Annotated in this window: 12 protein-coding genes; 10 read left to right on the forward strand and 2 right to left on the reverse strand. The window is 42.9% G+C overall.

Features of this window, described 5'->3' with window-relative positions; genetic code table 11:
* The first annotated feature begins 619 nt into the window (after window positions 1–619).
* Entirely contained in the window at window positions 620–3,202 is a 2,583-nt protein-coding gene (mgtA, locus tag ICN34_RS01565) for a magnesium-translocating P-type ATPase (protein ID WP_216120430.1), read from the forward strand.
* An 11-nt stretch (window positions 3,203–3,213) separates the two neighbouring features.
* Here mgtA and ICN34_RS01570 read toward each other — a convergent pair whose 3' ends face one another.
* The gene (locus ICN34_RS01570; RefSeq protein ID WP_216120433.1) at window positions 3,214–4,686 is read right to left on the reverse strand and encodes an RNB domain-containing ribonuclease; all 1,473 of its coding nucleotides are present in this window, start codon (window positions 4,684–4,686) and stop codon (window positions 3,214–3,216) included.
* A 195-nt stretch (window positions 4,687–4,881) separates the two neighbouring features.
* The gene (locus ICN34_RS01575) at window positions 4,882–5,796 is read right to left on the reverse strand and encodes a LysR family transcriptional regulator (RefSeq protein WP_143143881.1); all 915 of its coding nucleotides are present in this window, start codon (window positions 5,794–5,796) and stop codon (window positions 4,882–4,884) included.
* Window positions 5,797–5,896: 100 nt separating this feature from the next.
* On the opposite strand from ICN34_RS01575, the gene ICN34_RS01580 reads away from it, so the two are divergent.
* The 9 genes from ICN34_RS01580 (at window position 5,897) to ICN34_RS01620 (ending at window position 13,920) form a co-directional block, all read left to right on the forward strand.
* The gene (locus ICN34_RS01580; protein ID WP_216120435.1) at window positions 5,897–7,042 is read left to right on the forward strand and encodes a muconate/chloromuconate family cycloisomerase; all 1,146 of its coding nucleotides are present in this window, start codon (window positions 5,897–5,899) and stop codon (window positions 7,040–7,042) included.
* Between the two features lie 12 nt (window positions 7,043–7,054).
* Complete coding sequence (catC, locus tag ICN34_RS01585) at window positions 7,055–7,345, forward strand: muconolactone Delta-isomerase (protein ID WP_216120437.1); 291 nt, start codon at window positions 7,055–7,057, stop codon at window positions 7,343–7,345.
* Window positions 7,346–7,411: 66 nt separating this feature from the next.
* On the forward strand, window positions 7,412–8,332 hold the full coding sequence (gene catA, locus ICN34_RS01590) for a catechol 1,2-dioxygenase (protein WP_216120440.1): 921 nt from the start codon (window positions 7,412–7,414) through the stop codon (window positions 8,330–8,332).
* A gap of 44 nt (window positions 8,333–8,376) precedes the next feature.
* Window positions 8,377–9,747 carry a benzoate 1,2-dioxygenase large subunit gene (gene benA, locus ICN34_RS01595; protein ID WP_216120442.1) on the forward strand — a complete coding sequence of 457 codons (1,371 nt, stop codon included), beginning with the start codon at window positions 8,377–8,379 and terminating at the stop codon, window positions 9,745–9,747.
* Entirely contained in the window at window positions 9,744–10,235 is a 492-nt protein-coding gene (benB, locus tag ICN34_RS01600) for a benzoate 1,2-dioxygenase small subunit (protein WP_071466649.1), read from the forward strand. Before benA ends, benB begins: the two co-directional genes overlap by 4 nt.
* A 17-nt stretch (window positions 10,236–10,252) precedes the next feature.
* Window positions 10,253–11,275 (forward strand): benzoate 1,2-dioxygenase electron transfer component BenC, encoded by a 1,023-nt coding sequence (benC, locus tag ICN34_RS01605; protein ID WP_216120444.1) that lies wholly within the window; start codon window positions 10,253–10,255, stop codon window positions 11,273–11,275.
* The gene (locus tag ICN34_RS01610; RefSeq protein WP_216120614.1) at window positions 11,275–12,060 is read left to right on the forward strand and encodes a 1,6-dihydroxycyclohexa-2,4-diene-1-carboxylate dehydrogenase; all 786 of its coding nucleotides are present in this window, start codon (window positions 11,275–11,277) and stop codon (window positions 12,058–12,060) included. Before benC ends, ICN34_RS01610 begins: the two co-directional genes overlap by 1 nt.
* The gene (locus ICN34_RS01615; RefSeq protein WP_216120446.1) at window positions 12,060–13,259 is read left to right on the forward strand and encodes a benzoate/H(+) symporter BenE family transporter; all 1,200 of its coding nucleotides are present in this window, start codon (window positions 12,060–12,062) and stop codon (window positions 13,257–13,259) included. The genes ICN34_RS01610 and ICN34_RS01615 overlap by 1 nt, the downstream gene beginning before the upstream one ends.
* Window positions 13,252–13,920 carry a 3-oxoacid CoA-transferase subunit A gene (locus ICN34_RS01620; protein WP_216120449.1) on the forward strand — a complete coding sequence of 223 codons (669 nt, stop codon included), beginning with the start codon at window positions 13,252–13,254 and terminating at the stop codon, window positions 13,918–13,920. Before ICN34_RS01615 ends, ICN34_RS01620 begins: the two co-directional genes overlap by 8 nt.
* Window position 13,921: the final 1 nt, after the last annotated feature.

Consider the following 13,921-nt stretch of genomic DNA (forward strand, 5'->3'; position numbering starts at 1 on the left):
CCTTCAATTACAATGAGTGGTTAGGGCCCATAGCTCAGTTGGTTAGAGCAGGGGACTCATAAGAAAGAAGCCCTAGGGGTCTTGTAACAAAGACCTCAATGATTTCAAGAGCTTAGTGGTGAATTAGGTAGTCAAAATTGCTTACACACCGCTTACACACCGAAGCTTTTTTCATGGTGTGTAGTAAATGCGGTTTTTATGTGGTTTTAAGAAGTAAAACACCCCTCAAAAGGTGTGTAGTAAATGTAAAGTTTTAGGGCCCATAGCTCAGTTGGTTAGAGCAGAGGACTCATAGCGAAAGTTGTGCCTTATGCGTGGAAACTGCATAAGGGATGGTGTCAAATTCGGAGAAAGCTAAGTTCAGTAATGAATATGCTAACGCCGAGCGAAGCTTAGTAAGAAATTACTTTGAACGTGTAGAGACTAGACGGCACCCACCTAAGTTCAGAAATGAATACGGTGAAGGCATAGTCCAGGGAGTAATGAAAATTACACAAACCGGAATCCTTTGGTCCCAGGTTCAAGTCCTGGTGGGCCCACCAGAAAAGCAAACCCTCATCAGTAATGGTGGGGGTTTTGTCTTTTGAGCGTTACTTAAAGTAACGCTTAGAATAGTCTGATGAATAATGACTCCACTAAATTAGAGGAAATAAAAAAGCTTGCCTCTACTGATTTAGGGTTACTTTTTCATAATTTCCAATCTTCTTCTACTGGGTTATCAGCGAAGCAGTGGAGGGCAAATTTTCAGATCTATGGACCCAATACCTTTAATTTGGAGCCAGAGATCAACCCCTTGCTGCGGTTTTTAAAGTTATTTATATCACCACTATCTCTTTTGTTAATAGGCCTATCACTTGTCTCCTATCTGACTGGTGAGGATAGGGGGGCCGTCATGATTGCGCTGATGGTCTTTTTATCGGCAACTCTCACATTTACCCAGGAGTACAAATCTAATAAGGCTGCAAAGAAACTCAAGTCTTTGGTTAATACAAGGGTAGAGGTATTTCGTTCGGGCATCGAATGCACCGTTGATTTAAGTGAGATAGTGCCGGGCGATATTGTGCGTCTATCAGTCGGTGATCTCATCCCCGCAGATGTGCGCATTATTAGCAGTAAAGATTTATTTATTAATCAGGCATCCATTACTGGGGAGTCGATGCCAACTGAAAAATCTCATGTCTTACTAAGCAAAGAACCTGCCTCTTCATTTGATTGGGTCAATTTAGCTTTTATGGGTAGTCATGTAGTCTCAGGAATAGGCTCAGCGCTAGTTCTCAAAACGGGAGATGCTAGTTTTTTTGGGCAAGTGGCAAGACAAACTACTAAGCAGATAAAGACATCAAGCTTTGATCAAGGAATTAGTCGCTTTACTTGGCTAATGCTACGTTTGATGGCGGCAATGGTGCCTGCTGTATTTTTAATCAACGGGCTGATTAAAGGGGATTGGCTTGAGGCGGCACTATTTGCAATTGCCGTAGGGGTCGGCCTAGCGCCTGAAATGTTACCCATGCTGGTTACTATCAACTTGGCAAAAGGAGCTATTGCCCTATCTAAAAAGCGAGTGATCGTGAAACGGCTGACGGCTGTTCAAAGCTTGGGCGCTATGAATATCCTCTGTACTGATAAGACTGGAACTCTGACGCAAGATGAAATTATTCTTGAAAAGCATATTGATGTATTGGGCAATGATGATGCAGGAGTGCTTGAATATGCATACCTCAATAGTCATTATCAAGCTGGAATGCGAAATCTACTTGATGAAGCTGTTCTCAAGCATCAAAGCGTTCACGAAAAACTTCACTCCTCTGATGCCTATCAAAAAATTGATGAAATTCCATTTGATTTCCAAAGGCGTCGTATGTCAGTTGTCTTGCGGAAAAATGATCGGGAAGATATTCTGATTTGCAAGGGTGCCGTTGAAGAAATGGTGGCTCAATGTTCTTGGGCGCAGGCAGGAAAAGAGTTAATTACACTGAATGCAGATAATCAAGCTCAGATGATGCAAGTCGTCGCTGATTTAAACAACGATGGTTTTCGGGTCATTGCGGTGGCGATAAAAAAAGAGACAACCAGCCATCAGACATATAGTGTGGCTGATGAATCGGGGCTTATTTTGATGGGGTTCATCGCCTTTTTAGACCCCCCAAAAGAATCGGCAAAGCCTGCAATTGCATCCCTACAGGCATGTGGTATCGAGGTCAAAATTTTAACGGGTGATAACGAGTTAATTACCCGCAAGGTTTGTCATGAGGTTGGGTTATCTATAGATCAAGTGCTATTAGGGTCTGAGATTGAAAGTCTTTCTGATGATGAATTAACGAATAAATTAAAGCAAACGAAGATATTTGCAAAAATGACACCTGCTCAAAAAGCTAGGGTCATTCGATTATTCCAAAATCAAGGACATGTGGTGGGTTACCTGGGGGATGGCATTAATGATGGACCGGGCCTAAAGTCTGCGGATGTTAGTATCTCGGTTGATTCTGCTGTTGATATTGCAAAGGAATCTGCTGACATTATCTTGCTTGAAAAAAGCTTAGTGGTTTTATACGATGGCGTTATTGAGGGTCGGCGGGTATTCGGAAACATCATGAAGTACCTCAAAATGTCCGCAAGTTCAAACTTCGGAAATATGTTTAGTATGCTGGGTGCCAGTGCTTTATTACCATTTTTGCCGATGGCGCCAATACAAATTTTATTGAATAACTTGTTGTATGACTTTTCGCAAACCGCGGTCCCTACAGATTCTGTGGATCCAGAGTATCTTCAGGGTCCTCGCGGATGGGATGTAAAGGGCTTGGCCCGGTTTATTTTTTGCATAGGACCTATCAGTTCAATTTTTGATTATTTAACGTTTGGTTTTTTATGGTTTTATTTGAAAGAAAATACGCTAGAGTTATCACCAATATTTCAGACGGGTTGGTTTGTCGAGTCCTTACTATCTCAAACGCTAATCGTATATGTAATTAGAACCGGCAAAATGCCCTTCAAAGATAGTATTCCAAGTATTCCATTGATGGTAACTACTTTAATAATCTGTACTGTAGGAGTGGTACTCCCATTTACTTCGGTTGGTGAAGGATTTCAAATGGCGCCACTTTCTAGGGATTATTGGTATGGCTTGGCCTTTTTATTGCCAAGTTATTTATTGCTCACTCAGCTAGTGAAGACCTGGTTTATTAAAAAATGGGGAGTCATTTAAATTGCTGGCTTTTAGTTGCTACGCATAAAATTAATATGCCCCATCTCAACATCGGTTGAAACAAGTTGTACGCGAATCTTGTTGCTAATAGCGGCGTCTCGCGGAAGCTTTAAAAGCATCCCCTCTGCAGGTGGATTAAAGATTCTGACCCAGCCATAGTTTGGTGTAATGCCAGTGATAATCCCGTCAAATTCTTTGCCTATATAGGGTTCAAGAAATAGTGCAGCTTCTGACTTTCTCATCCTACGCTCAACTTTGCGAATCGCATCTTCTTGGGTGGTGCAGTGTGCTGCTAAAGCGTAAAGCTCAGTTGTTTCATATGCATTTACGTCATCTTTGATGGCATTTTTAAGCATTCTCAAGGTGATTAAGTCTGGATAGCGACGATTTGGTGCGGTAGAGTGCATATAGTCTTGTACCGCTAGACCAAAGTGCCCTATAGGTTCAGACCCGGGCCTTTCTAAAACATATTCTCCTGGTCCCATGAGCTTGACAACAACTAATGAGAGGTCTGGAAACCGTAATGGGTCAGCCTCATTGCGTTTAGCCAAAAATTGTGACAACGCTTTAGAGTCAGGCTCATTAGGTAAATTTTCTCCATATTTCTTTGCTAGTTCGATAAGCCTTAACCAACGATCCGGACTGCGAACTACTCTTCGCAAGGAGGGTATTCCTTTCTTGAGCAAAAAATGAGCAGTTGATTCATTCGTTGCAATCATGAACTCTTCAATAAGCTGTCTGCCCCGGTTATGCTCTTGCTCGGCAATGCCAATAATTTGCTCGCCCTCAAAGACAGCTTTTGGTTGAAAGATTTCAAGCTGCAGTGATCCCGCCTGATGACGTCGCATTCTCAATTTCTGAGCAACCTGATCTTGGGTTTTAATTTGTAAATCCATTCCCGGAACCGAACTAATGCCTGAAGGTATTGCCCCTTTGCCCTCAATCCATCTTGAAACTGCGTCATAGGCAAGTTTTGCCTTATTGAGTACTTTTGCTCGGTAAATAGTGGAGCCTTGAATTTCTCCATTATTGCTAATGATAATTTCGGTAACTAAAGCCAACCTGCTTTGGTTGAAATTTAAGGAGCTCAGATTAGTAGAAAGCTTCTCAGGCAGCATTGGAAAGATTCGCGCTGAGGTATAAACGGATGCCGTATTGAGCTTGGCATGCTGATCAATGGGCGAGTCCTTTTTTATCAGAGAATCTACATCAGCAATTGCTATGTAAATCTTATGACTTCCATTCTCCATGGGGGAGCAGGCAGTTAGCTGGTCTAAGTCTTGAGAATCATCGTTATCTAGCGAACACCATAAAAGATGAGTCAGATCTCGAATGCTGGGATCAGTATCTTCGCCAGGAAGATTGAGCGTCTGTAATTGGTCATGAGCTTCTTTTGGAAAATCAGGCTCAAGCCCCTTTTCTCTCATAACAATAATGGCAATTCTGGCTAAATCGGATTTAGTGTAAGTTTTTTGTCTGTGCATACCTGTCAAATATAGCGCTTATTGGCTAGTAACTTTTGATTAATTTACGCATGAAGCTGTTTTAAATCTAAACACCAATTAATTCGAATTTATTAAAAAATATCTAATCCTTTGGTCCCAGGTTCAAGTCCTGGTGGGCCCACCAGAAAAGCAAACCCTCATCAGTAATGGTGAGGGTTTTGTCTTTTAGAGTTTTTAAAGTTCTTCTCTGGTGTATGGGATGCCTTCTTCATCGTAGATGCAATAAATTAAATCAAGCATTGCCTTAATTTCTTCAGACTTATCCATTGATCTAGTGCTCATGATGATGGGGGAGTAGGCATGCTTTTCATTTAATTCTAGATATACAACGTCATCACGTTTCATGCCCTGCAAGCTAAATGGAACAATGGATACACCTTCGCCTGCAGCAACAAGGCCAATAGCTATTTGTAATTCTCGAACTTCAATAATCTTTTTGGGATGAACATCCCTTTCTTTGAAACCATTTAATACTTGGTCTGCGTAACTAGGACGGGGATTTTTTGGAAAGACAATGAGATTTTCATCGGCTAAGTCTTTTAAGTTGATGGGCTTGTTTGATTTTGATAGTGGGTGCTCATAAGGAACTGCAGCAATGAGTTTTTCCTCCCTCAATACAATCCGTCTGATATTGGCGTCTTCATGACGTACTCGTCCAAAGCCAATATCAATCTTTCCATCTTTCAAAGCTTTGAGCTGTTCCATTGTTGTCATTTCATACATCCGCAATTCAATGGAATTAAATTTGGCTCGATATTTTCGAATAATTTTCGGAAGTTTTCCGTAGAGCGTTGATGCAACAAAACCGACATTCAGAATTCGGTTGATATTACCAACCCGTTGAGTCATAGCCTTGAGTTCGCCAGTTCTAGCTAAAACCTGCTTGGCATGCTCATAGAAAAAGTTGCCCGCGTCTGTCAGTTTGAGGGGTCGCGAGTTCCTAACAAACAGAGTTACGCCCAACTCTTCTTCGAGTTGTTGGATCTGTCTGCTCAAGGGCGGCTGTGCAATGAACAGTTTTTCAGAAGCTCTAGTGAAGTTCTTTTCTTCTGCAACAGCAACAAAGTAGCGTAGGTGTCTTAATTCCATATGTATACCTTTTAAGTATCAAAAGGATACCAAATCAGTCTTGGACTCGTCAAAAAGACCTGTTTAGAGTTCATTTATCGAAAAACTATACGAAATAGATATGATCAAATCAGTAGAAACCCTAATAGTTGATGTGCCGACTATCCGCCCACACAGGTTATCTGTGGCCACGATGAATGCCCAGGCTCTTGTTTTGGTGCGCATTCTTTGTAATGACGGTATTGAGGGATGGGGTGAGGCTACCACTATTGGTGGCTTGAACTACGGTGAAGAAAGTCCTGAGAGTATCAAGATAAACATTGATACCTATTTTGCTCCGCTCATTATTGGGATGAAGGCTGACCAGGTTGCTAAGGTCATGCATAAGTTGCGTACCACTATTCAAGGTAACCGTTTTGCAAAATGCGCAATTGAAACTGCGTTATTGGATGCACAAGGCAAGCGTTTAGGCATTCCAGTTAGTGAATTGCTTGGCGGTCGAGTTCGCGATCAGTTGCCTGTAGCTTGGACTCTAGCAAGCGGTAGTACTGATAAAGATATCGCTGAAGCGGAGAAGATGATTGCACTGCGCCGTCACAATATCTTCAAATTAAAGATTGGCTTACGTTCAGTCCAAGCTGACGTAGAGCATGTCTTGGCAATCAAAAAAGCACTGGGCCCAGATATTAGTGTTCGTGTAGACATAAACCAGGCTTGGAGCGAGTTAAATGCAGTTAAAGGTATTGCAGCACTGCAAGCTGGCGGCATTGATTTAATTGAACAGCCAGTTAAAGCAATTCATAAAGCCAGCATGGCTCGCCTGACCAATCAATTTGATGTTGCCATCATGGCCGATGAGGCATTGCATGGTCCTAGTGATGCATTAGAGCTTGCCAATAAATATGCAGCAGATGTATTCGCTGTGAAGATTAATCAATCCGGCGGCTTGTTTCCAGCGCTTCAAGTAGCAACTATTGCTGAGCTGTCTGGTATCAGCTTGTATGGTGGAACCATGCTTGAGGGTGCAGTAGGAACTGCTGCCTCTGCCCACGTATTTTCAACATTCAATGACCTTGCCTTCGGCACAGAGTTATTTGGACCCTTATTGCTTACTGAGGAAATCTTGGTTGAGCCACTGGTCTACAAGGATTTCAGCTTGCAAGTACCAACTGGCCCAGGCCTTGGTATCCAGCTCGATATAGAAAAAATAAATTATTTAAAGCGTCAACAAGGTCATTCCGATCAAGTTGATTTGATAACTGCCTAAATAGGAGACAGCATGTTATTTCACGTACGTATGAATGTAAATTTGCCACCGGATATGCCGGTAGCAGAAGCGACAGCCTTAAAGACAAAAGAAAAAGAGATTGCACAAGGCTTGCAATCATCTGGCAGGTGGCGTCACTTATGGCGTATTGCAGGTCAGTACGCAAATATCAGCATTTTTGATGTTGAGAGCGTAGATGAGTTGCATACAGCAATTTCCACACTGCCACTCTTCCCATATATGCAAATTGAAGTAATGCCTTTATGTAGACATCCATCTTCTATAAGAGGAGATGACAGTTAATCCATTGAAAACTCAACTCAACAACATTGAAATTTAGTAAATCAAATTAATTATTAAGGATACAAAATGAAACATACAGAAATTGAAAAATTAGCAAAAGAATGGATCGTAGATGCAGCGGATTCTCCTGCCAATCTGCGAGTTCAGGCAATTACTCTTCGCCTGGTGACTGATTTATGCAAAGCGATTGAAGACTTAGATATCACCCCAACAGAGTTTTGGAAAGGTTTAGAGTATTTCTCAGAAGCCGGTGCCCGTAATGAATTGGGTCTTTTAGCCCCCGGTATTGGTCTAGAGCGCTTCTTAGATATACGTTCCGATGAGGCTGATGAGAAGGCTGGCCTGGCAGGCGGAACTCCCCGCACAATTGAAGGCCCTTTGTATGTTGCCGGCGCTCCAGAGTCTAAAGGTTTTGCTCGAATGGATGATGGCTCTGAAGTGGATAAAGCTGATCCACTGTTTATGCAGGGCACAGTTTTTGGCGCGGATGGTAAGCCATTAGCTAATGCAAAGGTGGAAATGTGGCATGCCAATACATTGGGTGGCTATTCATTCTTTGACAAGACTCAGCCTGCGTATAACTTACGTCGCACGATCATCACTGATGAGAATGGTCGTTATGCCATGCAAAGCATCGTGCCAAATGGTTACGGATGCCCTCCGGATGGGTCTACCCAAGCATTATTGAATCTATTGGGTCGCCATGGCCAGCGTCCGGCGCACGTGCACTATTTTGTGACGGCACCTGGTCATAGAAAGTTAACTACTCAAATCAATATTGATGGTGACAAGTACCTCTGGGATGACTTCGCTTTTGCTAGTCGTGAAGGTTTGGTACCGCCACTAGTTCGTGTAAGTGATCCAGCTGAAATGAAGGCAAAAGGTGTGAGTAAGCCTTATGTATCCATTGATTTTGATCTTCATTTAGTGGTTGAGAAGCCTGGAGCTGCTTCAGGAATTGTTGATAGAGCCCACTTCGCTGCGTAATTTGAATTTGGGGTGCTTGCACCCCCTTCATAAAGGATAAAAAAATGATTCCAATTCATGTAGATAACAGTCCAAAACTCAAAAGCCTTGATGAATTTCTAGTCGAGGATAAAGAGAAGGGCGACTATCGCCTCCACCGTAGTGCATTTACCGATAAAGACTTATTTGAATTAGAGATGAAGCACATCTTTGAGGGTAATTGGATTTATTTGGCGCACGAAAGTCAAATCCCAAACATCAATGATTACTACTCTACCTATATTGGTAGTCAGCCAATCTTCATTTCTCGTAATCGTCAGGGTGAACTGAATGCCATGATGAATGCTTGTAGCCATCGTGGCGCTCAGTTGTGTCGTCATAAGCGCGGCAACAAGGCTACTTTCACTTGCCCATTCCACGGCTGGACATTTAATAACAGCGGAAAGCTCTTGAAGGTAAAAGATCCAGAGGAGGCCGGCTACCCAGAGTGCTTTAACAAGGAAGGCTCACACGATCTCAAGAAGGTGCCTAAGTTTGAAAGCTATCGCGGCTTCTTATTTGGTAGCTTGAATGATGATGTTGCCCCTTTAAAGGACTTTTTGGGTGAAGCCGCCAAGATCATTGACATGATTGTGGATCAATCTGCTGATGGACTCGAAGTATTGAAGGGCGCTTCAACTTATACCTTTAACGGTAATTGGAAGCTTCAGGCAGAAAACGGTGCTGATGGTTATCACGTATCTGCTGTTCATTGGAACTATGCTGCAACTACCAACCATCGTAAAGAGCAAGAAGCAATTCGCGAAGACAACATCAAAGCAATGGATGCTGGCAAGTGGGGTAAGCAGGGTGGTGGCTTCTATTCATTTGATCACGGCCATATGCTCCTCTGGACAAAGTGGGCTAATCCACAGGACCGGCCAAATTTCCCGAGGCACCAGGAATTTTCCGATAAGTTTGGCAAACCAATTGCTGACTGGATGATTGAACGCTCTAGAAATCTTTGTTTATATCCAAACGTGTACCTAATGGATCAGTTTGGCTCCCAAATTCGCGTGCTGCGCCCATTAGCTGTTGATAAAACTGAAGTCACTATCTACTGTATTGCTCCAAAAGGCGAGTCAGCAGAAGCGCGCTCTAGAAGAATTCGTCAATACGAGGACTTCTTTAACGTGAGCGGTATGGCTACTCCAGATGACTTGGAAGAGTTTAGAGCTTGCCAGGAAGGCTTTGCTGCAAAGACGATCGAGTGGAGCGATATGTGTCGTGGTTCAGAGCATTGGATTGAAGGCGCTGACGATGCGGCTAAAGAGATCGGCTTGAAACCCGTATTAAGTGGCTTGAAAACTGAAGATGAGGGCCTGTACACAGTTCAGCATCGCTATTGGCTTGAAACAATGAAAAAAGCAGTTGAGCAAGAGCAGGTGAACGCATGAAAACAATCTCCATATTAGATATCAATGCATTTTTGTATTACGAGAGTCGCCTATTGGACGATGAGCAGTGGGATGAGTGGCTTAATTGCTATAGCCCAGACGCTGAGTTTTGGATGCCTTCCTGGGACGATAACGATGAGTTAGTCACAAATCCACAAGAAGAAATTTCTTTGATTTATTACCCAAATCGTCAAGGCCTTGAGGATCGTGTATTCCGTATTAAGACTGAACGCTCAAGCGCAACCATGCCTGATACCAGAACCTGTCACAACATTACTAATGTTGAGTTAGAGAAGCGTGATGGTGATATTTGTACGGTTCGCTTTAATTGGCACACCCTAAGTCATCGATACAAAACCAACTACAGCTACTTTGGTATGTCTCGTTATGTAATCGACTTCTCTGGCGATAAGCCAATCATTTTGAACAAATACATCGTTCTTAAAAATGATTACATCAGTCAAGTCATTGATATCTATCACATTTAATAAATCGGCGGAATGCTATGAGCTATAACATCGCACTACAGTTTGAAGACGGGGTAACTCGCTTTATTTCCTGCAACGAAGGCGAAAAACTTTCTGATGCTGCATATCGTCAGAAAGTGAATATTCCGCTTGATTGCAGGGATGGGGCTTGTGGTACCTGCCGTGGTTTATGTGAATCTGGTGATTATGATCTACCTGAGTCTAGCTATATAGAGGATGCACTTACTCCGGAAGAGGCTGCTCAGCGTCAGATCCTGGCTTGTCAGATGAAGCCCAAGTCGGATTGTGTAGTGAAAATTCCTGCTTCCTCTGCTGCCTGTAAGACTGGATCATCTTCATTCCCAGGCAAGATCGCATCGATTGAAAAGTTATCTAGTTCAACCATTCGATTCTCGATCGAGTTAAATGATCCTGCTTCTCTAACGTTTCTACCTGGCCAATATGTCAATGTGCAAATTCCAGGAACAGACTTAACTCGGGCCTATTCTTTTAGCTCTCCGCCAGGCGCATCCATTGCATCTTTTGTAGTGCGTAATGTCCCTAATGGTTGTATGAGTCAGTATCTAGCAGACATTGGTAAGTCAGGCGATGCGATTTCATTTGCCGGACCAAATGGCAGTTTCTATCTGCGCGAAGTTAAGCGTCCGGTGTTATTTCTCGCTGGTGGAACAGGTATTGCACCATTTTTATCGATGCTGGACTGTTTGGCTGCATCGGGCTCTGAGTATTCAATCAAGATGGTATTCGGTGTGACAAATGATATGGACTTGGTAGCTCTAGATCAGCTCGAAGCTATGAAAACAAAACTGCCTGATTTTGAATATCGGACGGTGGTTGCTTCATCCGAAAGTACTCATGATCGCAAAGGCTATGTCACAGAGCATATTGAAAACGAATGGTTAAACCAAGGTGAGGTGGATATTTATCTATGTGGTCCAGTAGCCATGGTAGATGCTGTACGCAATTGGTTGTCTGGCGCAGGTGTTACCCCAGCAAATTTCTTGTTTGAGAAATTTTCTCCAAGTGCTGTAGGTGCATGATGACTCAGGCGCTAAGATTTAAGAATAAAGTTGCTATTGTCACGGGTGCTGCCCAAGGGATTGGCGAAGGCGTGGCAATTGCCCTAGCTAAAGAGGGTGCCAAGGTTATTTTGGCCGACCGCTCCGATCTAGTTGATGATGTGGCAAAGAAGCTAGGTAAGCTAAAAGCAAAGTCTTTGACGGTTAAGGTTGATTTAGAGACCTATGCTGGTGCTTCAAAGCTAATTTCAGAGGCAGTAAAGGCATTTAAAAAGATCGATATTATTGTTAATAACGTCGGTGGCACTATTTGGGCAAAGCCTTACGAGAACTATGATGAAGATCAAATAGAGGCAGAGATTCGTCGCTCCTTGTTTCCAACCTTATGGTGTTGTAGAGCTGTATTACCGGTGATGATTAAGCAAAAGCATGGCGTTGTCGTAAATATTTCTTCTATTGCCACTCGCAGTATTCACCGTATTCCATATGCCGCAGCAAAAGGCGGAGTAAATGCGATGACTGCTAGCTTGGCATTTGAGCACGCTAAAGATGGTATTCGCTTTAATGCGGTCGCCACTGGTGGAACTGAAGCTCCTCCGAGAAAGATTCCGCGAAACAAGAATAAATTATCCAAGCAAGAAGAGGTTTGGTATCAAGGGATCATTGACCAAACGATTGATTCCAGTTTGATGCATCGGTATGGAACAATTGAGGAGCAGGTAAGGGCGATTTTATTCCTAGCTTCTGATGAGTCATCTTATATCACTGGCACAGTATTACCAGTTGGTGGCGGAGATTTGGGCTAATGAAGCGCGCCTTTTTCGAAGATATTTCACCCTCTTCAATTACGGCTGGCTTTCTTGTTGTATTGATTTCCTATGCTGGGCCGATGCTGATATTCTTTCAGGCCGCATCTCTAGCTCAGGTATCTAATGAAGTTCTATCTTCCTGGGTATGGGCGGTATCGTTTGGTGGTGGCATTTCCGGGATTTATCTCAGTTGGAAATACAAGATGCCGATCATTACTGCTTGGTCCGCTCCTGGTGCTGCTCTCTTAATCGCCTTATTTCCGCATATGTCGGTCAATGAGGCAATTTCTTCTTATATCACTGCCGCAATGATCATTCTATTGATTGGCATTACAGGTACCTTTGACAAGCTAATAAAGCATATACCCAAGGGAATAGCAGCCGGAATGATGGCGGGCATTTTATTTCAGTTTGGTATCAATATATTTAAATCTGTATCAACCATGCCTGCCTTGGCTTTATCGATGATTGGAATTTATCTGATATTTAAAAGGCTGATACCAAAATTCGCGATCTTAGTTGTTTTATTTTCAGGAATCGGGCTGGCATATCTCATTGGTGATGTTAATCCAGATAATTTCAGGCTAGCTTTGGCGCATCCTACATTCATAGCTCCTGTGTGGACTTGGGAATCAACATTCAGCTTTGCAATACCGTTGGTTCTAGTAAGTTTGACCGGCCAATACTTGCCGGGAATGGCAATCCTCAAGTTATCGAGCTATCACGTGCCCGCTAAGCCCATTATTACTTTTACAAGCTTCATGTCACTGGTAACCGCATTCTTTGGTGGCATTACTACTACGACTGCAGCGATTACGGCAACCCTATGTACAGGCAAAGAAGCTAACGAAGATCCAAACAAGCGATATGTTGCAGGCATTTTCAGCGGCGTTTTCTTTTTAATTGGCGGTTCCTTAGCAGGTTCAATCGTTCTCATTTTCACTAGTCTTCCAAAAGAGCTCATCGCGCTTTTGGCTGGCTTAGCTTTACTTGGCGCAATCGTCACTAGCCTCATGAGCACTTTAGAGGAACCTGATCATCGTGAGGCTGCCGCAATCACATTTTTAGCAACTGCATCTGGCATGACTTTTTTAGGTCTGGGATCAGCATTCTGGGGAATTGTGATTGGATCTATTGCATATGTTGTTTTTGATAAAGATTTATTGAAATTAAAGAGTAAAGAAAAGAATGATTGATAAAACATCGGCTTCAATACATGAGGCTATAAAACAAATCAAAGATGGCTCAACCGTCATGATTGGGGGCTTTGGGACGGCTGGTCAGCCTGCGCAGTTAATTGATGCTTTGATTGAGCATGGAGCCAAAGAGTTAACAGTAGTAAATAACAATGCTGGAAATGGTGATCTTGGCTTAGCTGCCTTATTAAAAGCTGGTCAAGTAAAGAAGATTATCTGTTCATTTCCAAGGCAATCTGACTCTTACGAGTTTGATAAGTTGTACTATGCCAAAAAAATTGAACTCGAATTAGTCCCGCAAGGTAACTTAGCGGCTCGCATTCAGGCGGCAGGGGCTGGTCTTGGTGCTATCTATACCCCAACAGGATTTGGCACCCTCTTGGCTGAAGGCAAAGAAAGCAAAGTTATTAATGGCAAAGGCTATGTGCTTGAGTATCCGATTCATGCCGACTTTGCACTCATTAAAGCATTTAAGGGTGATCGCTGGGGCAATCTTACTTATCGAATGAGCGCTAGAAATTTTGGCCCCATTATGGCGACCGCAGCTAAATGCACCATCGCTCAGGTAAATGAAGTGGTACCTCTGGGAGATCTAGATCCCGAGCATGTTATTACACCAGGCATTTTTGTGAAGCACGTTGTTGCTGTAAAGGGGAAATAAA

It is taken from the genome of Polynucleobacter sp. Tro8-14-1 (assembly GCF_018881655.1).
GTDB lineage: Bacteria > Pseudomonadota > Gammaproteobacteria > Burkholderiales > Burkholderiaceae > Polynucleobacter.